Below are 21210 nucleotides of genomic sequence, written 5' to 3' on the forward strand. Positions count from 1 at the left end.
CAGGTTCCCACGGTTTCCGACGTATCTCGTCGTTTTGGGGCAGCACACTCTGATATGGCTGGCATTCTGATCATTGCTCACGCACCTTTCGCTTCGGCGCTGCGTGAGTGTATCTCCCACATTTACGGCGGTTTGCCCGCGCGCATCGGCGTGATCGATGTGATGCCGGACTGCGATCCGGTCGAGGTCCGCGCCTTCGCGCGCTCCGAGATCGACCGTCTGAAGGAAGAGAACGGCGCCGTGGTTCTCACCGATGTTTTCGGTGCAACGCCCGCGAATATTGCGCAGAGCCTGGCAAGCGACAGCGTTCGCGTGCTCGCCGGCGTCAATCTTCCCATGCTGGTGCGCGCTGTCTGCTACCGCACCACGCCGCTGGAAACGCTGACTGAGAAGTCGCTGCAGGGCGGCTCGAAGGGCATTCAGGAACTGGATGCTTCAACACCCGCCAATCCGTGCGCTATGGCCAGCGCCGCCGCAGCGGCGAGTTGCGCGGTGAAAACGGCGGCAATAGCCAGCGAACCTGAAAAGGCAGTCAGTCACTAATCTTATTAAAGCACCTGCACGAGTCAGCCCCTTTATCTAGCGCCGGAGCATCATGCTGCAACAAGAAACAACGATTGTGAACAAGCTGGGGCTGCACGCGCGTGCTTCTGCCAAGCTCACGCAACTGGCAGGGAGTTTTCAATGTGAGATATGGATGAGCCGCAATGGCCGCCGGATCAACGCAAAAAGCATCATGGGTGTGATGATGCTGGCGGCGGGCATTGGCAGTACGGTAACTATCGAAACTGAAGGCGCTGACGAGGCCGAGGCAATGAAGGCCGTTCTCGCGCTGATTGCCGATAAATTTGGCGAAGGACAATGACACGGTCGTCGCACGAGTCACGAAGAAAGAGCCGCGTTCTACGCGGCTTTTTTTATGTGGCCGTGTTATTCATCGATAAAACTTGCTGCAGTGCAAACGGTGACGGATCGCGTTCGAATTTATAATGAGGCACGCAATCGCATCGCCGGGCATTGCCGGCCGAGACAGACGCGACAGAACAGCGATCAACCATAACCAGAGAGGTGCGCGTGTCGTTCACGCTGCATGGAATTCCAGTCTCCCGCGGCATTGCCATTGGCCGTGCTTATCTGATCGCGGCCGCCGCGCTCGACGTCGATCATTATCTGGTTGAGCCGGATGCTATCGATGGTGAAATTGAACGCTTTCACGCGGCTCAGGCACAAGTCCACGCCGAGCTTGACGCGCTGCGCGAAGACCTTGCCGCCGACGCGCCCAGCGAAATGGGCGCGTTCATCAACGTCCATTCCATGATCCTGAACGACGCCATGCTCGTTCATGAAACCATCGATCTGGTGAGAACGCGCCGCTATAACGTGGAGTGGGCGCTTACCGAACAGCTTGAAATCCTGAGCCGCCATTTCGACGATATTGAAGACGAATATCTGCGCGAACGCAAAGCCGATATCCAGCAGGTTGTCGAGCGCGTGCTCAAGGCGCTGGCCGGCGCGCCGTCAACAGCCGCGCTCGTGGTCGACGGCGCTGCGACCAATGGTCACAACGATATGATCGTGGTCGCGCACGACATTGCGCCGGCCGACATGCTGCAGTTCAAGACCCAGGCGTTCAAGGGGTTCGTCACGGATCTCGGAGGACGTACGTCGCACACGGCGATCGTTGCGCGCAGCCTTGGCATTCCGGCATCGGTTGGCGTGCAGCAGGCGAGCGCGTTGATCCGGCAGAACGACCTGATCATCGTGGATGGCGATCACGGCATTGTGATCGTCGATCCCGCGCCGATCGTGCTGGAAGAGTATTCGTACAGGCAGAGCGAGAAGGTGCTCGAGCAACGCAAGTTGCAGCGCCTGAAGTTCTCGCCTACGCAAACGCTCGACGGCACGAAGATCGACTTGTGCGCGAACATCGAATTGCCCGACGACGCAAAGACCGCGCTCGATGCAGGCGCAATGGGCGTCGGCTTGTTCCGCAGCGAGTTCCTGTTCATGAATCACAAGGACGAGTTGCCGGAGGAAGAAGAGCAATTCGAGGCGTACAAGCGGGCCATCGAATTGATGAACGGCCGGCCCGTGACCATCCGGACAATCGATGTGGGCGCCGACAAGCCGCTTGAGTCGATGGGCGGCGGCGACGGCTACGAGACCGCGCAAAACCCGGCGCTCGGCTTGCGCGCGATCCGCTGGAGCCTGTCCGAGCCGCAGATGTTCATGACGCAATTGCGGGCAATCCTGCGCGCGTCGGCGTTTGGAAGGGCGAAGATCCTGATTCCCATGCTCGCGCACGCGCAGGAGATCGATCAAACGCTGGACCTGATTCACGAGGCGAAGCGCCAGCTTGACGACGCGGGCATTGGCTACGACCGTAACGTGCAGGTCGGCGCCATGATCGAGATCCCCGCCGCCGCGATTGCCGTTCGCCTGTTCCTGAAACGGCTGGATTTTCTGTCGATCGGAACGAACGATCTGATCCAGTACACGCTTGCCATCGACCGCGCGGATAACGCCGTCGCACATCTTTACGACCCGCTGCACCCGGCCGTCCTGCACCTGATTGCATTCACGCTGCGTGAGGCAAAGGCTGCGGGCGTTCCGGTCTCGGTATGCGGCGAAATGGCGGGTGATCCAAGCGTGACGCGCCTGCTGCTGGGCATGGGACTGACCGAGTTTTCGATGCACCCGAGCCAGTTGCTGGTCGTGAAGCAGGAAATCCTGCGCGCGGATTTGAAGGCGCTGCAAAAGCCCGTTGCCGACGTGCTCGCAGCGTATGAACCCGCGGAACTGCTTGCTGCGTTGGCGCTGCTTCAGAAGGCCTGAGCGCCTAGCTTGCGATCGGCGATGAGTTTATCGACGACTCGCATGACAAACTCCGGCGTGATGATCGACGTGCACTGGAACCGTTGCGCCGGGTCCGAGCGGCGCGGACACCACGCGAAGTTCGATGATTCGAATTCGGCGGTGGTGTCGTTGAAGCAGCTGTTGCAGCCATGAAAGTTGATCACGCGATACGGCGTGCGGAATTCCGTGGATGGATGCGAGAACCCGCTGATCATCACCACGGGCGTGCCCGCGGCCCACGCGAGCCACGACAGGCCGCTTCCCAGTCCGATAAAAAAATCCGCATGATGCAGGAGGCCCAAGCGCTCCTGCAAGGGTCGGCTGCCGGTGAAATCCTCGGCGCCTTCGGGCATCGTGTTCATGTATTCGGCGTTGCCGTACGACTTTTCCCGGTCGATGCACAGCACGCGGTAGCCAAGCTTCTTCAAATGTTCGATCAACGTGGGCCACCCGCGCGGGTTGTTCCAGTACTTGCATTGCGCGGTCGACTGCGTCGCGATGCAAACATAGCGCCCGGCGATTTTTCGGGTTTTATCGGCGATGACCACGTTCGGGCGGCGCTCCTCGCAAGGCACGCCGAGAAGATACGCAATCATGTCCTGCATGTTGCTCACGCGCGGATCCGTAGGCTGATGATCGCGCTCGGAAAACGGCTTCAGCAGACCGATGTAATACGTCGCGTAGAACGTATCTGCCTGCTCGTTGAGTTCATCGTCGGTTTCAATATGAAGACGCGGATAACCTTCGCTGAAAAGCGGCTGCAGATGCGCCGGCAGCGGCATGTGGAGTTCGCAACCGTGCTGCTCGCGAAATGCGTCGATGACCGGCAGCCACGCGAGCGAATCGCCGAGCGCAAGCGGCGCCATGCGCAACGCCACCTTCTTGCCTGCGGCATTGAACGCGTGAGAGAAAACAAGGCGCGCGCCATCGAAAACCTCGAGCAGGAAACGCACGAAGTATTTGCGCCGGCTGGTCACAACTGTGTTGGCTTCCACGGCTTCGTCCAGCAGGACATTGAACGTGTCCAGGTCGGTCATGCGGACGCGCCAGCCATCCACCGGCACTTGCACGCGACATCCATAGTTGAAGTCGAATTGGATTCCTTCAGATCCCCTGAACGCGAGCGCGCCCGGACGAGCAAATTCGGTTTCGTTGCGGCCGCGTTGTTTGCTTTGGTTTGCTGTCTCGCTCACGTGTTGCTCCAGTTGCTTGTAAAGTTCAGCGCCCACGATAAGGCGGCCGAACCATCGGCAAAATTGGAGAAGTCTTAAATTTGAGACGCGATGCGCGAGCGTTAAGCGAAAGACGCTATTTCGCCGCGTGCGATCCACATACCGGACAGTCCGGCTGCCGCGCAATGCGCATGGTGTTCCACTCCATGCAGAGCGAGTCGAGCATCATCAGGCGTCCTTGCAGCGTTGTCCCGAAGCCGCCGATCAGGCGTAGCGCCTCGGCCGCCTGCATCGTTCCGATAATGCCGACCGTCGGCGAGAAGACGCCCATGGTGGAACATGCGACTTCCTCGAACGCTTCGTCGGGCGGGAACACGCAGGCGTAGCAGGGCGACTCGGCCGAGCGGAAGTCGAAGGTGCTGATCTGGCCATCGAAGCGCAGCGCCGCGCCCGAGACGAGCGGTACGCCGTGCGCGAAGCAGGCTGCGTTGACGGCGTGGCGGGTGACGAAGTTATCGGTGCAATCGAGCACGACCGTGGCGCTCGGGACGTGATCGGTTAGCCATTGCGGATCGGCACGCATGGCAATCATGTTCACCTTCACGTCCGGATTGAGCGCGGCAAGCGTGTTGCGGGCCGACTCCACCTTGGGTTCACCTAAAGACGCCGTGGAGTGGACGATCTGACGCTGAAGATTGGTGAGATCGACTGAATCGCCGTCCACCAGCGTGATTTCACCGATACCCGCCGCCGCCAGATACATCGCCGCTGGAGCACCGAGGCCGCCCGCGCCAATGATCATCACGTGCGCATCCAGAAAGCGTTGCTGCGCTTCGATGCCGATTTCATCGACGAGAATATGGCGGGAGTAGCGGAGAAGCTGGTCGTCGTTCATCGGGCGCTCATGGCATGACCGGAAAACGCCATTTTAAGCGCGAGACGGAAAAGTCAGGAGTGGCGTTCGAGGGTGAGGCAGAAACGAAAACGCCGCCCACATGGGGCGGCGTTTACTCCAGGCCAAAACGACCTTATTGCGTGGCGGATGCCGGAACCGGCGCCGAAGCGGGCGCTGCTGCGTCCGACCCTGGCGTAGCCGGCAAGGCAGGCTTCACAACAATCGGAGCCGATGCCGACGGCGCCGGCTTGTCCTGCGCAAGCTTGCGCTCGGAATACGACTTCGATTCCTGAACCGGCTTGCCTTCCAGCTTGTTCAAACCCTGGCTCAACATGAAGTCGTCCGCGCTGCCAAACTCGACAGGCTTTCTCTCGCGATCCTTGCGGCGTTGCTCAGGCGTCTTCTTGTCGTTCTGTTCTTCAAGAATGCGCAATTGCTCGAGCCGGTCTGCTTCGCGGGCTTCCTGTTCCTTCTTCTCGTTCGGATCCTGCGTGTTGGCGAGGTGGTTCGAGTAATCCACTTCGCGGGTCACGAGCGCGTCATCGGGATCGCCTTCCGCGTATTGATCGACTGGAACGTCAGGACGAATGCCCTTGTTCTGAATCGACTTGCCGCTCGGCGTGTAGTAATAGGCGGTCGTCAGGCGCAATGCGGTGTCGGCGGTCATTGGCCGGACAGTTTGCACGGAGCCCTTGCCAAACGTGGTCTTGCCAACAATCAACGCGCGATGGTGATCCTGCAGCGCACCCGCCACGATCTCCGACGCCGATGCCGAATACGCATTGGTCAGCACGACCATTGGCACTTTCTTGAAGACATCCGGCAGGTTTTTCAGCGGATCGGTGTCGAATGACGGGAGACGATAGTTGTCGTAGGTATCGCGGAAAGTCTGCTTTGCGTCCGCAATTTGTCCATTGGTCGACACCACGACAGCATTGTCCGGCAGGAACGCGCCGGCTACGCCGACAGCGCTCTGCAACAACCCGCCGCCATTGTTGCGCAGGTCGAGCACGAGACCTTTCAGGTCCGGTTGCTGGCGCGCGAGATCCTGCAGCTTCGCGGCAAGATCCGGCACCGTGCGCTCCTGGAAGCTCGTGATGCGGATGTAGCCGTAACCCGGCGCGGGAATCTTCATCTTCACGCTCTGCACGCGAATGAGCGCCCGCGTAACCGTGATCGGGAACGTCCGGTCGTCGGTTTTGCGGAAGATGGTCAGCGTGACTTTGGTGCCCGGGTCACCGCGCATCTGCTTCACGGCGTTGTCGAGCGTCATGCCGCGCACCGGCTTGTCATTGATACGCGTGATCAGGTCGCCCGGACGAATGCCCGCGCGAAACGCCGGCGTATCTTCAATAGGGGAAATGACTTTGATCAGCCCATCTTCCGACGATATCTCGATACCAAGCCCGGCGAAGCGACCTTTGGTCTGCTCCTGCAGTTCTTCGTAATCGGTTTTGTCGAGATAGGACGAGTGCGGATCGAGGCTTGACACCATGCCCTTGATGGCGGCGGTGAGAAGCTTTTTGTCGTCGACCGGTTCGACATATTCATGCTTGATTTGCCCGAAGACTTCGGCAAACAACCGCAATTGATCTAGCGGAAGAGGCGCGGTGGCGGCTTGCTGGGCGGATGCGGAGAGTTGCAGCGTGGCAAATGCGCCGGTAGCAAGGCCCGCGGCGATCAGGCCGATGTTTTTCAGGTTCTTTCGCATAGAGTCTGTTGCGGTCGGAAGCGGATTAGGCTGCATCGTGGTTGACTGGGCAGTATAACTGCAAGCCCCGGACCACGACTTAAACGCAGCTTAAACGGCTCCAGCCGGCGTAGTGGGGTAGGTTTTTTTTCGATGCCACGGTTTAAAAACGGTAATTCCAGCGCAAATGCCGGGCCCGGTAATTGTCAGCCCGGTTCATGCAGTGACAGCAGCAAAATGACCTGATCGCAGTTTATAGCCATTGATATAAACCGCGCCCAGCGGCGAAAGTGACCCTGCTTATCGCCGGTTCTCCCGATGTAATACCTCACGTCTGAAACAAGATACTGGCCGATTGGCGTGCAGCGGTCGCGCCGTCTGCAGACAGCGCGAACCCGCAACGGGATATTCTCCGCCCATCCTGAATATCCCGCGCAAGAGCCAAGGCGATAGGCTTGCTTATCCCGCCTTGCCCTGTTTAGCAACGGCCGCTTGCGCCTTCGCTATTGCTTCCGGGTCGCCGAGATAATAGTGCTTGATCGGCTTCAGGTTTTCGTCCAACTCATAAACGAGCGGCACGCCATTCGGGATATTCAATCCGACAATATCGTCGTCCGAGATTCCGTCCAGATATTTGATCAACGCCCGCATGGAGTTGCCATGCGCCGCGATCAGCACGCGCCTGCCCGACTTGACGGCGGGCGCAATCGACTCGTTCCAGATGGGCAGTACGCGCGCCACCGTGTCTTTCAGGCACTCGGTCAGTGGCAACTCCTCACGCGGCACCTTGGCATAGCGCGGGTCGTTGAATGACGTGCGTTCGTCCGACGGATCGAGCGCCGGCGGCGGCGTGTCGTAGCTTCTGCGCCAGACCAGCACTTGCTCGTCGCCATATTTTTTCGCCGTCTCGGCCTTGTTCAAACCCGCGAGCGCACCGTAGTGCCGTTCGTTCAGCCGCCACGAATGCACGACGGGCAGATACATTTCGTCCATTTGATCCTGCACGTGCCAGAGCGTGCGGATCGCGCGCTTAAGCACCGAGGTGTACGCAATATCGAAGCTGAAGCCCGCTTCTTTCAGCAGCACGCCTGCTTGCTGCGCTTCGCGCACGCCTTGTTCCGTCAGGTCGACGTCGACCCAGCCTGTGAATCGGTTTTCCTTGTTCCACGTTGATTCGCCGTGGCGGATGAGCACTAGCTTGTACATGATGTCCGTTTAAAGGTCGGTTAGTTGGGAAGCGGTATGAAAGCGGAAAACTGGCATCGATTCTGGGCGGCAACGCGTTCCGGCGCAACTCGGCCGATCGGCTGAGTCCATTGAGGAGAACGGTTATTTTATAATGGCTGGATTGTCCCGATTTTTTTCTGGCTTTTCTTTTCTCCACACACCCAACCCGGCGGTCCCGACGTGAAGTTTTTCACCGATTACACCAACCTTGTACTTATCGCGGTCCTCCTCATTTCTGGTGGGTTGCTGCTGTGGCCAACGCTCATGCGGCGCGGGCGCGGCGCGGTTTCGCCGGCCGATGCGGTTTTGCTGATCAACCGGCGCAACGCCTCCGTCATCGACTTGCGGCCGGCGGCTGAATACACGCAAGGGCACATTCCAGCCGCGAAAAACTTTGGTCTGGCCGAGCTTCAAGCAAAAGTTGGCCAAATCGCGAAGAATAAGAGCAATCCGGTCTTGCTCGTGTGCCAGACCGGGCAACAGTCCCAGAAGGCGAGCCAGATTGTGAGCGATGCAGGCTACGCCGAGGTCCACGTATTGCAGGGCGGGCTGGATGCCTGGCAAAAAGCCGGCATGCCGGTCGTGAAACAAGGAGCCGTAAAGTGAACAAGGTAATCATGTACAGCACGCAAGTGTGCCCGTATTGCCAGATGGCCGAACGTCTACTAAAGTCGCGCGGCGTCGAAAACGTTGAGAAGGTGCTGATCGACCGTGATCCGGCAAAACGTGAAGAAATGATGACACGTACGGGCCGCCGTACGGTGCCGCAAGTGTTTATCGGCGAGACGCACGTAGGCGGTTACGATGATCTGTCCGCACTCGATCGCAAGGGTGGCCTGATGCCGCTGCTCGAGGCGGCCTGAACGCGTAGCACGCAGCCAAGCGGTCCGCGGCGTTGAACCGGAAAAACCGGCAAAGCCCGGACTGCACTTTAAATAATCAAGGGAACCACCATGTCTGACGACAACAACCAGCCATTCTTCAACATCCAGCGCATCTACTTGAAGGACATGTCGCTCGAACAGCCCAATTCGCCGGGGATTTTCCTTGAACAGGACATGCCGTCGGTGGAAGTGGAAGTGGACGTGAAGGCTGAACGTCTCGCGGAAAGCGTCTTCGAAGTGCTGGTGACGGGCACGGTGACGGCCAAGGTTTCGGACAAGGTTGCGTTCCTGATCGAAGCCAAGCAAGCCGGTATTTTCGATATCCGCAACATTCCGGCTGACCAGATCGACCCGCTGGTCGGCATTGCGTGTCCGACCATCCTGTTTCCGTACTTGCGCTCGAACATTGCCGACGCCATCACGCGCGCCGGTTTCCCGCCGATCCACCTCGCGGAAATCAACTTCCAGGCGCTGTACGAACAACGTATTTCGCAGTTGTCGGCTGCCCAGGAAGGCGTGGCCAACGGCGCGACGCTGAACTAAAACCGCTATTCAGGAGCCGGGCATGCAAGTAGCCGTTCTCGGCGCCGGTGCGTGGGGCACCGCGCTGGCTGGCCATCTGGCCACTCGCCACGACACGGTCCTCTGGGCGCGCGATCGCGCGCTTGTCGAATCCCTGTCCGTATCGCATGAAAACGAGCGTTATCTGCGCGGTGTGAAGTTGCCCGCATCGCTCAAGTATGAGCCTGATCTTTCATCTGCATTACGTCACGGCGTGGCGGACGCTGCATTGTGCGTGGTGGCCGCGCCCGTTGCGGGACTACGCGCGTTATGCAGGACAATGCGCGAGTCGGGCATTGTCCCGGCGCATATCGTCTGGTTGTGCAAAGGGTTTGAAGCCGATACCCAATGCCTTCCGAACGAGGTCGTCGCGGCAGAATTGCCTCAGCACACGAGCAATGGGACACTTTCCGGGCCGAGCTTTGCCCGTGAAGTCGGCCAAGGGTTGCCGGTGGCGCTGACGGTTGCGAGCGCGTCGGCAATATTGGGCGAGCGAACGGTCGCGGCCTTTCACCATGGCGCAATGCGAATCTACACCGGCGACGACGTGATCGGCGTCGAAGTAGGCGGCGCGGTGAAGAACGTACTGGCTATCGCCACGGGTATCGCGGATGGTCTTGGTCTTGGTCTGAACGCACGCGCCGCGCTGATTACTCGCGGGTTGGCCGAGATGTCGCGGCTGGGCGTGGCGCTTGGCGGACGCGCGGAGACGTTCCACGGCCTGACCGGGCTCGGCGACCTGATATTGACGGCGACCGGGGATTTATCGCGTAACCGCACGGTCGGCATGCAACTCGCAACGGGCCGCTCTCTTACCGACATTCTTGCCGCGCTGGGCCATGTCGCCGAAGGTGTGCGGTGCGCCAAGGCGGTGTTGGCGCTGGCTGAATCTCATGGCATCGACATGCCGATCACCCAGGCGGTGTGTCGCGTCTTGTTCGATAACATCGCGCCGCGCGACGCCGTTCACGCCCTGCTGAGCCGTGACGCGAAGGCCGAGTAAAAATCGATAACGCGCAGCGCCTCATTCGCCGCCGTCGAAACCAGTCTGCCGCCACGCCTCGAACGTCACGATCGCGACCGTATTCGATAAATTCAAACTCCTGTTTCCCGGGCGCATCGGCAATCTGACGCGGCGCTCGTTCGTGAACTGCCCGAGCACGGTATCCGACAAACCGCGTGTTTCCGCGCCGAACACAAACCAGTCGCCTTCCTGAAACGAATGTCCGAAGAACGGCGTTGAGCCGCGCGTGGTGAACGCGAACATGCGGCTTACGTCCGGCGTTTCTTTTCCGATAAAAGCGTCCCAGTTTGCGTGGACGTGCATTTGCGCGTACTCGTGATAGTCGAGTCCGGCGCGGCGCATCTTGGCGTCATCGAGTGGAAAACCGAGTGGCTCGATCAAGTGAAGGCGCGCGCCCGTATTGGCGCACAGCCGGATGACGTTGCCGGTATTCGGCGGGATTTCAGGTTCGACCAGAACAACGTTGAACATAAGCGATAACTCAGAAAATTAGTCTTGCGGCGTGCGCAGGGCCACGAAATTGGTGACGCGTACCGCGCCGACGCTTTTCAGCGTGCGCGCCAACGCGTCGAGTGTGGCGCCGGACGTCATGACGTCATCGACCACACCGATGTGTTTGCCGCGAACATCGCGCAGCACTTTAAACGCGTCGCCGACATTGTGCCGGCGTGTATCGAGATCGAGCTTCGCTTGCGGCGCCGTGTCCCGGATACGCTCGATCAGTGTTGCGTCTGCCAGCGCGCCAAGCCGGCGGGCGAGAGGCTTGCCAATCGACCACGCCTGGTTGTAGCCGCGTGTTCTGAGCCGCTTGCGCGACAAAGGCACCGGCGCGACGATGTCCGGCGCCGGAACGTTGGCATCTTCGAACACGGCGTGCAACTGGCGCGCAAATTCGCCGGCGCCCGCGAGACGCGCGTGAAACTTCAATTCGAGCGCGAGCGTGTCAAGCGGCGCGCGGTAGTCGGCCAGCGCAATGGTTGCATCGAAATGCGGCAGCTCGGCAATGCAAAGCCTGCAACGCGGTCGAGCGCCCGGGCGATTCTTGCCCGGTCCGGTAAACACCGGCATGGGCAACGCACAAACAGGGCAGCGCGTGCGCGTCTGGTTCCAATACTGTTCATCGCAGCCGACGCACAACACTCGATGCGACAAATTGCCACACAATGCGCACTGACTCGGCAACGCGATGTCGCGCGCGCTGGCCAGCCAGTCTCCAGCACGAACAGAAGCCTTGCGTAACAAGCTTAAACCCGGATTTGAACCTGGGCGCAAACCGCGCAATGTCACGAAAAATTGTCGATTCATAAGCCCGGTCTAAAGACGCGCAAACAACCCGAAATACTGGCTATAACGCCGCCGAACCGTTATGCCGTCTGGTTTTGCTGAACGTTTCAACAATCGACCGAGTATACTTCGCACTCTTAGAAAGCAGGCTGTCATGTCCCCAACTTCCGCTAACGCTGGCCGTCCGGCCTACGATTCGCGCCGTATCCGGCGGATTTTCGATCGCCGTGCCGCGCGTTTTGACGACGTCGCATTCCTGCCCCGCGAAATCGCGGTGCGTATGCGTGAGCGGCTCGAGTACATCAAGGTCGCCCCCATGCGCGTGCTGGACGCGGGCTGCGGCGTGGGCGCTGATCTGCCTGCATTGCGCGAGCGTTTTGCGGAAGCTTCAGTGCTGGGGCTGGATTTATCGGCGGCAATGCTGGCGCGCGCGAATCAGGCCGAAATGGCCGAATCGGAAGCCAATGCGGGCTGGCGCAGGTTTCTGCCCGCCACGCTAGGCAAGGCGTTCGGCGCGCGCGGACCGCAACTGGCTCAAGGCGATTTCGCCGGGCTCCCATTCTCTGGCGGCGCCTTCGAGATGCTCTGGTCGAATCTTGCGCTGCAATGGCACGCGCGGCCGGACCTCGTGTTTCCCGAATGGGCGCGCGTGCTCAAGGCGAACGGCCTGCTGATGTTCAGCACGCTCGGTCCCGATACGTTGAAGGAACTCAGCGGCGCCTATGCGCAGGCGGAAAAGTCACTGGAATTGACGCCGCGGCGGCACACCATCGAATTTGTCGATATGCATGACCTCGGCGACATGCTTGTCGAGAGCGGTTTTGAAATTCCAGTAATGGATCAGGAAGTGCTGACGATCACGTACAAGTCGCCTGAATCGCTGCTGAGAGATGTGCGCGGCTGGGGCGCTTTCCCGCTGGACATGGGCGCGCAACATCATGCGCGCGCATTGCGTGACGCACTTCACGCATCGCTGGAAACACGCCGGCGCGAAGACGGCACGATCCCGCTGACCTTCGAAGTGATTTATGGCCATGCATGGAAGGCCGTGCCCCGAATGACGGCGGAAGGACACGGAATCGTGAGGCTGGAAGATATAGGACGCGGCCCAAAACGGAGCAAGTGAACGAGCGGATTTGCGGCATATGTAAAGCCATAACGAACCTGAAACGACCTTTGCCACCCCTCGGATGCACGCGTCGGCGAGTGTCCAAAAGGATGCGGCAAAAGGGCGCAGAAGCTTGTGCGGCTTGGCTTTGCGGCATGCACCACCTTGCTTGTGGATGCTGGGCAACGCGCCTATAATGCGTCAGTTTGTCGCCGGGCTGGCATGATTTTGGTCAGATTCCTAGCGGTAGACGAGCAACGACCGAATACGACTTTCTTGCTTGATGTAGTGCGAGTGAAGCAATTCTGAAGCGGGAGACGGCGATGCAAGCAACCGATCTGCTGATGGACACCGAGCCAGTCATGAAGGACTGGTTGTTCAAGCGGAACTGTTCGGTTTCGCCACGGCAATTCATCGCGTTTTATATCTCGCTGGCGCTGTTTTCGTTGTTGATCGCCAGTTTGCTGGTTTGGGCAGGCGCTTGGCTGGTGCTGCCTTTTACGGGTATCGAGTTGCTGGCGGTCGGGATCGCGTTCGTCATCTACGCGCGGCATGCTGTCGATTACGAGCGCATCCTGCTGTTTCACGACCGGCTCCTGATTGAACGCATGGACGCGGAAACGCTGACGCAGGTGGAGTTCAATCCGCGCTGGGTCCGGGTTGAACCGGGCGCCAGGCCGAGGGATCCGGTCAAGCTCGTGTCGCGGGGCCAGTCGGTGCCGGTCGGAATTCATCTGGCGCAGCATCGGCGCAGGCAGTTTGCCGTAGAGTTGCGCGCCTGGCTGATGCGCTGCAATTGATCGGCACCGCGGCACGCGCATCAACACGCGTCACCGGGTAAATCGTTTCCGGGGGGAGGCGATGCATGAGTCGGACAGATGCAAACGGGGGTCGAGGTCTGAATGGAAATTTTGGGTAAGGAAGCTATGAAAACAATCAAGCGAGCCCTCTCGGGCGTGCTGGCGTTAAGCGGACTCCTGTTCGCCGGCGCAGCCCTGGCGGTCAGTGACGTTCCCGGCGGTCCTGGAGTGAACGAACTCAACTTCCAGACGCCCGTGACGAAGATCGCCGAGGAGCTCTACGGCCTCCATACGTTCATGCTGATCATCTGCACGGTGATTTTTATCGGCGTGTTCGGCGTGATGTTCTATTCGGTCCTGATGCACCGCAAGTCGAAGGGCCACAAGGCGTCCAATTTCCACGAAAGCACCACCGTCGAAATCATCTGGACCATCGTCCCGTTCGTGATCGTCGTGCTGATGGCGTTGCCGGCTACCAAAGCCGTGGTCGCCATGAAAGACACCACCAATGCCGACCTGACCGTGAAAGTGACCGGTTATCAGTGGAAGTGGGGCTACGACTACGTGAAGGGACCGGGCGAAGGCATCAATTTCCTCTCCACGCTCACCACGCCGCGTAGCCAGACGAACGGCCAGGAGCCAATCGGCGAGCTGTATCTGCAGGAAGTCGACAACCCGCTCGTGGTTCCTGTCGACAAGAAAATCCGCATCATCACCACCGCTAACGACGTGGTCCACTCGTGGTACGTCCCGGCGTTCGGCGTGAAGCAGGACGCGATTCCGGGCTTCGTGCGCGACACGTGGTTCAAGGCGGAAAAAATCGGCACGTTCCGGGGCTTCTGTACCGAGTTGTGCGGCAAGGAACACGCCTACATGCCGGTCGTGGTGGAAGTGCTGTCCGCCGACGACTACACGAAATGGGTCGATGGCCAGAAGAAGAAAATGGCTGCGAGCGCCGACGATCCGAACAAGACCTACACCATGGACGAGCTGAAGGCGCGCGGTGAAAAGGTCTACACGTCGAATTGCGCGGTCTGCCATCAGCCGACGGGCAAGGGCGCGGGTCAGTTCCCGGCGCTCGACGGCAGCAAGATCGCCAACGGTCCTATCGCCGAGCATGTGAGCATTGTGCTGAAAGGCAAGGGCGCAATGCCGAACTGGGGCGCAACGCTCAACGACGTTGAGATCGCTTCAGTCATCACGTACGAACGCAATACGTGGGGCAATCACACGGGCGACATTCTTCAACCGAAGCAAGTAGCCGACGCACGCAATGGCAAGATGCCGGAGGGCGGTGACCATCTGGCGGCAGCGGGTGCAGCAGCGCCGGCGGCGGGCTCGGATGCGGCTGCAAGCGCGGCGCCGGCTGCGTCCGCGCCGGCATCGGACAGCGCTGCTCAATCGGCCGGCCTTCCCGCCAGCATCTACTTCGAAACGGGCAAGAGCGCCTTACCCGCGGACGCGTCTGCGGCGGTCCAGGCCGCCGCTGATTACGCGAAGGCGCATCCGGACGCGAAGTTCAATTTGTCGGGTTTCACCGACGCAACCGGCTCTGCCGCGACCAACGCCGATCTGGCGAAGACGCGCGCGCAGGCCGTTCGCGACGCGTTGAAGGCCGCGGGCATTGCGGAAGACCGCATCATTTTGAAGAAGCCGGAAACGATCACGGGCGGTGCTGACGCGAGAGAAGCACGGCGTGTGGAGATCAGTCCGGCTGCTTGACGTACGTACCCGAACGTCAAGCTTCTTTCTGAAAGAAAGCAGGCGTAGCGTATCGCCCAAGTGCCGCAGTATTCGCTTTAGGAGATTGTCATGTCGAGCATCGGACACGATGTAACCGCGGGCCACGAACACGGTCACGCTCATGATCACGATGAGCACGCGCACGAACTGCCGTACGGCTGGCGTCGCTGGCTATTCGCGACCAACCACAAGGACATCGGTACATTGTACCTGCTGTTCTCGTTCATCATGTTCCTCTCTGGGGGCGTGATGGCGTTGATGATCCGCGCCGAGCTTTTCGAGCCCGGCTTGCAGATCATGCGACCGGAGTTCTTCAACCAGTTGACCACCATGCACGGCCTGATCATGGTGTTCGGCGCGATCATGCCGGCATTCGTGGGCTTCGCGAACTGGATGATTCCGCTGCAGATTGGCGCGTCGGACATGGCGTTCGCGCGCATGAACAACTTCAGCTTCTGGCTGCTGCCGGTTGCCGCCATTTTGCTGATCACGTCGTTCTTCGTTCCGGGCGGCGCGACCGCTGCAGGCTGGACGCTGTACGCGCCGTTGTCCACGCAGATGGGCCCGGGCATGGACTTCGCCATTTTCGCGATCCACCTGATGGGTGCGTCGTCGATCATGGGCGGGATCAACATTGTGGTGACCATCCTCAACATGCGCGCGCCCGGCATGACGCTCATGAAGATGCCCATGTTCTGCTGGACCTGGCTCATCACCGCGTACCTGCTGATTGCCGTGATGCCGGTGCTCGCGGGCGCAATCACCATGGTGCTGTTCGACCGCCACTTCGGCACGTCGTTCTTCAACGCGGCGGGCGGCGGCGATCCGGTGATGTACCAGCATATCTTCTGGTTCTTCGGGCATCCCGAGGTGTACATCATGATCTTGCCGGCGTTCGGGATCGTGTCGCAGGTGATCCCGGCGTTCTCGCGCAAGCCGCTGTTCGGCTATAGCTCGATGGTGTATGCAACGGCATCTATCGCGATCCTGTCGTTCATGGTCTGGGCGCACCACATGTTCGCGACCGGCATGCCGGTTACGGGCCAATTGTTCTTCATGTACGCGACCATGCTGATCGCGGTGCCAACGGGCGTGAAGGTGTTCAACTGGGTTGCCACCATGTGGCGCGGTGCGTTGAGCTTCGAAACACCGATGGTCTTTGCCATCGGCTTCCTGTTCGTGTTCACCATGGGCGGCTTCACAGGGCTGATCCTGTCCATGGCGCCGCTCGACATCCAGATGCACGGCACTTACTACGTGGTGGCGCACTTCCACTACGTGCTGGTGGCCGGTTCGCTGTTTGCGCTGTTCTCGGGCTGGTACTACTGGGCGCCGAAGTGGACGGGCTGGATGTACAACGAGACGCGCGGCAAGATCCACTTCTGGGCGTCGATGATCTTCTTCAACATCACGTTCTTCCCGATGCATTTCCTGGGTCTCGCCGGCATGCCGCGTCGTTATGCGGATTACCCGGCGCAGTTCACGGACTTCAACCAGGTTGCGACGATCGGTGCGTTTGGTTTTGGCCTGGCGCAGGTGTACTTCCTGTTCGCGGTCGCGTTGCCCGCGTATCGGGGCGGCGGCGATCTGGTGAAGGCGGATGACAAGCCGTGGGACGGCGCCGAAGGACTGGAGTGGACCGTGCCAAGCCCGGCTCCGTTCCACACGTTCGAGCGTCCGCCGCAGGTGGAGTAAGGTTTTTGGCGGCGCGTTCCGTGAAACAGCGGGACGCCGCGCTGCGTCCAGCGGCACCATGACAGCGAAATGCATGACTAGCGGAATAAAGCCTGATCGGATGACCCGTAATTCACAGAAGCAACGCACGCCGGCGGAAGTTCGCGCGGGCAACAAGCGGCTCGGATTGATCCTGCTGGCGGTCGCCGCGGTATTTTTCCTGGCTGTTGTTGTGTGTGCCTTGCTAAGGCACGGTTGATTGGTCGGTGCAAATCCGACCCGGCCAACTCTCGCTCCGGCCGGAAGCACAAGGGGCGGTCCAGGAGGTAACAAATGGGCTGAAGCACTCTTTGAAAAGGCCTCGAAGGAGGTCAGCGGGCTCTGCGGGCCGCAACGTGAGTGAACACTGAGCAGGCCTCGAAAGGTCGTTGTGGAAGCCGACTCGCCATAATAACGAGGAAGGCCGATGTCGTCGGAGAAGCGAGCGAGATACGCATCCGGCGGTTCCACCGGGGTAGTGGTGGCAGCACGCAGAGAAGCGATTAACCGTGCAACAAGGGAAGTCCGTGTCGGTGCGTGGCGGGCAGTCGCGCAACGGCAATCTCGTGAGAGATCGAGCCGGCCGCGCGGATGGCGGATGGGGGCGTAGTAGTGATGAAGCCGGGTAACGCTGGTGGAGCCAAGGCCCCCTGTTTCAGAGCGAATGGCGGAAAGTGGAAAGAACCCAAGGATTGACGTGAGTCTACTAACCCTGCTTGATTCGGTTCGGACGCTACAGACCACATTGCAGACGAAAGCAAAGAACGAACCGGCTACGCGGTTCTACAGTCTGTGGGACAAGGTGTGCCGAGAAGATGTTCTGTTCGACGCCTATCGGCGCTGCCGCGCAAACCGCGGTGCGCCGGGAGTCGATCGAGAGCGCTTTGAGGATATCGAAGAACATGGACGAAACGACTGGCTGGAAAGATTGCAGCAAGAGTTAAAGGCCAAGACTTATCGGCCTCAGCCCTTGCTGCGCGTATGGATCCCCAAAGCTAGTGGTGGCGAAAGGCCACTCGGTATTCCAACTGTTCGGGACCGTGTGGTGCAGATGGCGGTATTGCTGGTAACAGGTCCGATCTTCGAAGTGGACTTGTTTCGCTGGCAATATGGCTTTCGGACGGGAGTGGACGCAAAGATGGCGTTACGGCGCATCCATTTCGGCATTGTCGATCGGGGTGCACGGGATGTTGTCGATGCTGACCTGTCTGATTATTTCAACACCATTCCGCATGGCGACCTGATGCGCTGTGTGGCTCGGCGTATAGCCGACGGCTCCGTGCTGTCGGTGATACGTGACTGGCTCAATGCGCCTGTGATCGAACGCACATCGAACGGTGAGCGGCAATCCACGGAAGCAAAGGACAGTCATCGAGGCACACCGCAAGGTGGCGTGATATCGCCACTGCTTGCAAACCTGTACTTCCGACGGTTCATGCTGGCTTGGTATGGCCACGGCTACGCCGATAAGTATCAGGCGGAAATCGTGAATTATGCCGATGACTTTGTGATCCTCTGTCGCGAAGGACGTGGTGAGGGAGCCATGGGAGCGATGCGGCACTTGATGGGAAAACTTGGCCTGACGGTCAACGAGAAGAAAACTCGGCTGGTGAAGTTGCCGGACGAAAGGTTTGACTTCCTCGGTTATACCGTCGGTCGCTTCTATGGTTTGGGAGGCCGTCCGTACTGGGGCACTCGGCCGTCGAAGAAGTCTATCAAGCGGCTGAAGGATGCGGTCCACGACGCCACCACGGGGCGTTGGAACGCCTTTGATGTAGAAAGTCGAGTCACGGAATTGAATCCGTTGTTGCGGGGTTGGGCCGGTTATTTTAGTCAGGGCCCAGTGACGCGGATTTATGAAGATCTCGACCGGTACGTCGCGCGGCGCCTACGGGTCTGGTTGATGCGCAAACGCGGGAAGACGGGAACGGGGTACCGCCAATACTCTGACCAGTTCCTTTACGAATCATTGGGACTGATACGCCTCCGCACGCTTGCCGCCAACCGTTCGAACGCGAAGGTCTGATGTTCTGAAAGAGAGCCGGATGCGGGAAATCCGCACGTCCGGTTCGATGAGCGGGATGTGGAAACGGAGCTATGGTGAGGTTATTCGGGCACCGCCAGACGAAAGGGGCGGCAACAGACAAACCAACCCTACCGCCACCGCGCCACATCTCGACTCTACCGATCAGTACGTGCGTTCAAGGGGCTAGGAAGCAACGTGTCGACGCCTCAAGAGGTAAAGGAAGACCGCGCGTTTAATCGCACGATGATGTTCAAGCTGATCGTCGTGGCCGCCGCCATGTTCGGATTCGGTTTCGCGCTCGTGCCAATGTATCGCGCGATCTGTTCCATTACCGGCATCAACAACCTTGTGCAGCGCGACGTTGGCGCACGGGAAGCGAAGAACACGCAGGTGGACACGAGCCGCAAGATCGCCATCGAATTCGATGCCAACGCGCGCGGTCCGCTGCAGTTCAAGCCGGAGCAGAACACGTTGGATGTGCATCCGGGCGAGGTCATGACGGTGATGTACGAGGTGACCAACCAGCAGGCGCGCACGGTTCAGGCGCAAGCCATTCCAAGCTACGCGCCCATGCAGGCCACCGAGTACTTCAAGAAGATCGAGTGCTTTTGTTTTACGCAGCAAACGTTGAAGCCCAACGAGACGCGGCGCATGCCCGTGGTGTTCGTGGTGGACCCGAAGTTGCCGAAGGACGTGAAGACCATCACGTTGTCTTACACGTTTTTTGAATTGAACACGCCTGCGTCGGTGTCACGAAGCGGCATTTAACAAGGCCGGGCGTGGCGGCAACATACGCGGGCGCAGTTCACCCGGCCGCGTAAAGCCGCATACGGCGGCGGAGAAGCATGATGGTGGAAACACAGAAGCCCGTTCCGAAGAGCAGTTTTCTCCGGTTGCTGAAGGCGGTTTTCTGGTCGTTCTTCGGCGTACGCCGCCGTCGCGATCTGGAAAGCGATGCGTCTTTGAACCCGTTGCATCTGATTGCGGCGGGCGTCATTGGAGCGGCGCTGTTTATCGTCGTGTTGCTGGTGGTGGTGCGGGCAGTAGTGGGATAAATTCGATGGAATCGCGTTCTCGCGATACCCACGGCAGAAAAATTCAAGCAACTGGATCGAAGTGGAGAATCAATAATGAGCGGTCAAAACGAAAGCCCGTACTATTTCGTCCCGCATCCGTCGAAGCATCCGATCATGGCCGCGACCGGTCTTCTGGTCTCCATGGCTTCGCTGGCATCGTGGGTCAATGGTGAACCATGGGCGCCGATCACGTTTGTTGTCGGCCTGCTTTGGCTGTTGTACACGCTGTGGCATTGGTTCGGCGATTCCATCGGGGAATCCGAAGGCGGCATGTACGGCAAGAACGTCGACCTGTCGTACCGGTGGAGCATGAGCTGGTTCATCTTCTCCGAAGTCATGTTCTTCGGCGCATTTTTCGGCGCGCTGTTCTACGCGCGGCAGATCGCGCTGCATGAACTCGGCAGCCTGGATTACAAGCTGATCTGGCCGGACTTTACCGCCGTTTGGCCGAACAACGGTCCGGCCGCGCTGATTTCGCACTTCCGGTCCATGACGCCGTGGCCGTTGCCGACGATCAACACCGCGCTGCTGCTGAGTTCGGGCGCGACGCTCACCGTGGCTCACCATGCGCTACGCGAGAATCATCGTAGGAAAACCATCATCTGGCTTGCCGCGACCGTCGGCCTGGGCCTGCTTTTCCTGTGCTGCCAGGGATACGAATACTTCCACGCGTACAACGAACTGAATCTGACGCTGGCTTCGGGCGTGTATGGCTCGACCTTCTTTTTGCTGACCGGCTTCCATGGCTTTCACGTGTTCCTCGGCGGCACCATGCTCACTGTCGTCCTGGTGCGTGTGATTCGCGGACACTTCACGGCGGAGCATCACTTCGCGTTCGAGGGCGCCGCGTGGTATTGGCACTTCGTGGACGTGGTTTGGCTTGGACTGTACGTAGTTGTGTACTGGCTGTAAGCGCTCGTAATGAAGGACCGCGCCCGTTGGCGCCGTCCTTTCAGGTAGTTTTGAAGTCGACAGAAAAGATGCTTTGCAAAGCGCCGCCTCGACATGATTCGGGCGGCGTTTTGCATTTAATTGCTGATTGGCGAAGTTGAGCAGGCAGCTTGCGATGCGCCGTTTTGCCGCAGGACCGGGCGCGCTGGCGAGTGCGTATTCGGTGACAATCCGCGAACGTCAAGCGTGAATGCTGACTC

At 59.6% G+C, this 21210-nt stretch carries 22 protein-coding genes; 16 read left to right on the plus strand and 6 right to left on the minus strand.

The features are described from left to right. The first annotated feature begins 54 nt into the window (after window positions 1-54). The 3 genes from ACRWA7_RS17580 (at window position 55) to ptsP (ending at window position 2835) form a co-directional block, all read left to right on the plus strand. Window positions 55-543: a PTS sugar transporter subunit IIA gene (locus ACRWA7_RS17580; protein ID WP_060817339.1), complete on the plus strand. Its 489-nt coding sequence runs from the start codon at window positions 55-57 to the stop codon at window positions 541-543. A 52-nt stretch (window positions 544-595) separates the two neighbouring features. Beyond that, the gene (locus ACRWA7_RS17585) at window positions 596-865 is read left to right on the plus strand and encodes an HPr family phosphocarrier protein (protein WP_060817338.1); all 270 of its coding nucleotides are present in this window, start codon (window positions 596-598) and stop codon (window positions 863-865) included. Window positions 866-1074: 209 nt separating this feature from the next. Further along, window positions 1075-2835, plus strand: a complete 1761-nt coding sequence (gene ptsP / locus ACRWA7_RS17590; protein ID WP_208603240.1) for a phosphoenolpyruvate--protein phosphotransferase — start codon at window positions 1075-1077, stop codon at window positions 2833-2835. Here the strand turns inward: ptsP and ACRWA7_RS17595 are convergent. From ACRWA7_RS17595 to gpmA, 4 genes are all read right to left on the minus strand, one after another. After that, the gene (locus ACRWA7_RS17595) at window positions 2823-4049 is read right to left on the minus strand and encodes an autotransporter strand-loop-strand O-heptosyltransferase (RefSeq protein ID WP_438395203.1); all 1227 of its coding nucleotides are present in this window, start codon (window positions 4047-4049) and stop codon (window positions 2823-2825) included. The two genes, ptsP and ACRWA7_RS17595, sit on opposite strands and share 13 nt — an antisense overlap. A gap of 115 nt (window positions 4050-4164) precedes the next feature. Further along, entirely contained in the window at window positions 4165-4923 is a 759-nt protein-coding gene (locus tag ACRWA7_RS17600; RefSeq protein WP_438395204.1) for a HesA/MoeB/ThiF family protein, read from the minus strand. A gap of 133 nt (window positions 4924-5056) precedes the next feature. After that, the gene (locus tag ACRWA7_RS17605; protein ID WP_060817334.1) at window positions 5057-6634 is read right to left on the minus strand and encodes a S41 family peptidase; all 1578 of its coding nucleotides are present in this window, start codon (window positions 6632-6634) and stop codon (window positions 5057-5059) included. A gap of 438 nt (window positions 6635-7072) precedes the next feature. Further along, window positions 7073-7819 carry a 2,3-diphosphoglycerate-dependent phosphoglycerate mutase gene (gene gpmA, locus ACRWA7_RS17610; RefSeq protein WP_438395205.1) on the minus strand — a complete coding sequence of 249 codons (747 nt, stop codon included), beginning with the start codon at window positions 7817-7819 and terminating at the stop codon, window positions 7073-7075. A gap of 201 nt (window positions 7820-8020) precedes the next feature. Between gpmA and ACRWA7_RS17615 the strand changes: the two genes are divergently transcribed. The 4 genes from ACRWA7_RS17615 to ACRWA7_RS17630 all read left to right on the plus strand — a co-directional run bounded on the left by ACRWA7_RS17615 (window position 8021) and on the right by ACRWA7_RS17630 (window position 10288). Continuing rightward, window positions 8021-8446: a rhodanese-like domain-containing protein gene (locus ACRWA7_RS17615; protein WP_438395206.1), complete on the plus strand. Its 426-nt coding sequence runs from the start codon at window positions 8021-8023 to the stop codon at window positions 8444-8446. Then, the gene (gene grxC / locus ACRWA7_RS17620; RefSeq protein WP_056358080.1) at window positions 8443-8703 is read left to right on the plus strand and encodes a glutaredoxin 3; all 261 of its coding nucleotides are present in this window, start codon (window positions 8443-8445) and stop codon (window positions 8701-8703) included. The genes ACRWA7_RS17615 and grxC overlap by 4 nt, the downstream gene beginning before the upstream one ends. A gap of 90 nt (window positions 8704-8793) precedes the next feature. Further along, on the plus strand, window positions 8794-9267 hold the full coding sequence (secB, locus tag ACRWA7_RS17625; RefSeq protein ID WP_056358077.1) for a protein-export chaperone SecB: 474 nt from the start codon (window positions 8794-8796) through the stop codon (window positions 9265-9267). Window positions 9268-9289: 22 nt separating this feature from the next. After that, window positions 9290-10288: an NAD(P)H-dependent glycerol-3-phosphate dehydrogenase gene (locus tag ACRWA7_RS17630; RefSeq protein WP_438395207.1), complete on the plus strand. Its 999-nt coding sequence runs from the start codon at window positions 9290-9292 to the stop codon at window positions 10286-10288. Between the two features lie 21 nt (window positions 10289-10309). On the opposite strand, the gene trmL is transcribed toward ACRWA7_RS17630, so the two are convergent. Together trmL and ACRWA7_RS17640 are read right to left on the minus strand one after the other, a co-directional pair. Further along, complete coding sequence (gene trmL, locus ACRWA7_RS17635; RefSeq protein ID WP_060817330.1) at window positions 10310-10780, minus strand: tRNA (uridine(34)/cytosine(34)/5-carboxymethylaminomethyluridine(34)-2'-O)-methyltransferase TrmL; 471 nt, start codon at window positions 10778-10780, stop codon at window positions 10310-10312. Between the two features lie 18 nt (window positions 10781-10798). After that, window positions 10799-11515 carry a ComF family protein gene (locus tag ACRWA7_RS17640; RefSeq protein ID WP_438396682.1) on the minus strand — a complete coding sequence of 239 codons (717 nt, stop codon included), beginning with the start codon at window positions 11513-11515 and terminating at the stop codon, window positions 10799-10801. A gap of 232 nt (window positions 11516-11747) precedes the next feature. Here ACRWA7_RS17640 and ACRWA7_RS17645 point away from each other — a divergent pair, with 232 nt between their 5' ends. From ACRWA7_RS17645 to ACRWA7_RS17685, 9 genes are all read left to right on the plus strand, one after another. Further along, entirely contained in the window at window positions 11748-12719 is a 972-nt protein-coding gene (locus ACRWA7_RS17645) for a methyltransferase domain-containing protein (RefSeq protein ID WP_438395208.1), read from the plus strand. A gap of 305 nt (window positions 12720-13024) precedes the next feature. Then, complete coding sequence (locus tag ACRWA7_RS17650; protein ID WP_060817328.1) at window positions 13025-13501, plus strand: DUF2244 domain-containing protein; 477 nt, start codon at window positions 13025-13027, stop codon at window positions 13499-13501. Between the two features lie 102 nt (window positions 13502-13603). Further along, complete coding sequence (gene coxB, locus ACRWA7_RS17655; RefSeq protein WP_438395210.1) at window positions 13604-15223, plus strand: cytochrome c oxidase subunit II; 1620 nt, start codon at window positions 13604-13606, stop codon at window positions 15221-15223. Window positions 15224-15313: 90 nt separating this feature from the next. Continuing rightward, complete coding sequence (gene ctaD, locus ACRWA7_RS17660; RefSeq protein WP_060817326.1) at window positions 15314-16939, plus strand: cytochrome c oxidase subunit I; 1626 nt, start codon at window positions 15314-15316, stop codon at window positions 16937-16939. A gap of 100 nt (window positions 16940-17039) precedes the next feature. Next, a complete protein-coding gene (locus ACRWA7_RS17665) occupies window positions 17040-17177 on the plus strand; it encodes a cytochrome oxidase small assembly protein (protein WP_438395212.1) in 138 nt (45 codons plus the stop codon). A 477-nt stretch (window positions 17178-17654) separates the two neighbouring features. Then, window positions 17655-18983 carry a group II intron reverse transcriptase/maturase gene (gene ltrA / locus ACRWA7_RS17670; RefSeq protein WP_438395213.1) on the plus strand — a complete coding sequence of 443 codons (1329 nt, stop codon included), beginning with the start codon at window positions 17655-17657 and terminating at the stop codon, window positions 18981-18983. Between the two features lie 195 nt (window positions 18984-19178). After that, on the plus strand, window positions 19179-19751 hold the full coding sequence (locus ACRWA7_RS17675) for a cytochrome c oxidase assembly protein (protein ID WP_075643234.1): 573 nt from the start codon (window positions 19179-19181) through the stop codon (window positions 19749-19751). A gap of 80 nt (window positions 19752-19831) precedes the next feature. Next, window positions 19832-20038: a DUF2970 domain-containing protein gene (locus ACRWA7_RS17680; protein ID WP_099050486.1), complete on the plus strand. Its 207-nt coding sequence runs from the start codon at window positions 19832-19834 to the stop codon at window positions 20036-20038. Window positions 20039-20113: 75 nt separating this feature from the next. Beyond that, a complete protein-coding gene (locus ACRWA7_RS17685; RefSeq protein ID WP_060817323.1) occupies window positions 20114-20971 on the plus strand; it encodes a cytochrome c oxidase subunit 3 in 858 nt (285 codons plus the stop codon). The last annotated feature ends 239 nt before the right edge of the window (window positions 20972-21210 follow it).

It is taken from the genome of Caballeronia sp. DA-9, assembly GCF_051615025.1.
GTDB lineage: Bacteria > Pseudomonadota > Gammaproteobacteria > Burkholderiales > Burkholderiaceae > Caballeronia > Caballeronia sordidicola.

What these genes read in the sequence shown, in the direction of transcription:
- ACRWA7_RS17685 (WP_060817323.1), top strand. Translation starts at nt 20,114, where the DNA reads ATGAGCGGTCAAAACGAAAGCCCGTACTATTTCGTCCCGCATCCGTCG.
- ACRWA7_RS17580 (WP_060817339.1), top strand. Translation starts at nt 55, where the DNA reads ATGGCTGGCATTCTGATCATTGCTCACGCACCTTTCGCTTCGGCGCTG.
- coxB (WP_438395210.1), top strand. Translation starts at nt 13,604, where the DNA reads ATGGAAATTTTGGGTAAGGAAGCTATGAAAACAATCAAGCGAGCCCTC.
- trmL (WP_060817330.1), bottom strand. Translation starts at nt 10,780, where the DNA reads ATGTTCAACGTTGTTCTGGTCGAACCTGAAATCCCGCCGAATACCGGC.
- gpmA (WP_438395205.1), bottom strand. Translation starts at nt 7,819, where the DNA reads ATGTACAAGCTAGTGCTCATCCGCCACGGCGAATCAACGTGGAACAAG.
- ACRWA7_RS17600 (WP_438395204.1), bottom strand. Translation starts at nt 4,923, where the DNA reads ATGAACGACGACCAGCTTCTCCGCTACTCCCGCCATATTCTCGTCGAT.
- ACRWA7_RS17605 (WP_060817334.1), bottom strand. Translation starts at nt 6,634, where the DNA reads ATGCGAAAGAACCTGAAAAACATCGGCCTGATCGCCGCGGGCCTTGCT.
- ACRWA7_RS17650 (WP_060817328.1), top strand. Translation starts at nt 13,025, where the DNA reads ATGCAAGCAACCGATCTGCTGATGGACACCGAGCCAGTCATGAAGGAC.
- ACRWA7_RS17630 (WP_438395207.1), top strand. Translation starts at nt 9,290, where the DNA reads ATGCAAGTAGCCGTTCTCGGCGCCGGTGCGTGGGGCACCGCGCTGGCT.
- ctaD (WP_060817326.1), top strand. Translation starts at nt 15,314, where the DNA reads ATGTCGAGCATCGGACACGATGTAACCGCGGGCCACGAACACGGTCAC.
- ACRWA7_RS17645 (WP_438395208.1), top strand. Translation starts at nt 11,748, where the DNA reads ATGTCCCCAACTTCCGCTAACGCTGGCCGTCCGGCCTACGATTCGCGC.
- secB (WP_056358077.1), top strand. Translation starts at nt 8,794, where the DNA reads ATGTCTGACGACAACAACCAGCCATTCTTCAACATCCAGCGCATCTAC.
- ACRWA7_RS17585 (WP_060817338.1), top strand. Translation starts at nt 596, where the DNA reads ATGCTGCAACAAGAAACAACGATTGTGAACAAGCTGGGGCTGCACGCG.
- ACRWA7_RS17665 (WP_438395212.1), top strand. Translation starts at nt 17,040, where the DNA reads ATGACCCGTAATTCACAGAAGCAACGCACGCCGGCGGAAGTTCGCGCG.
- ACRWA7_RS17680 (WP_099050486.1), top strand. Translation starts at nt 19,832, where the DNA reads ATGGTGGAAACACAGAAGCCCGTTCCGAAGAGCAGTTTTCTCCGGTTG.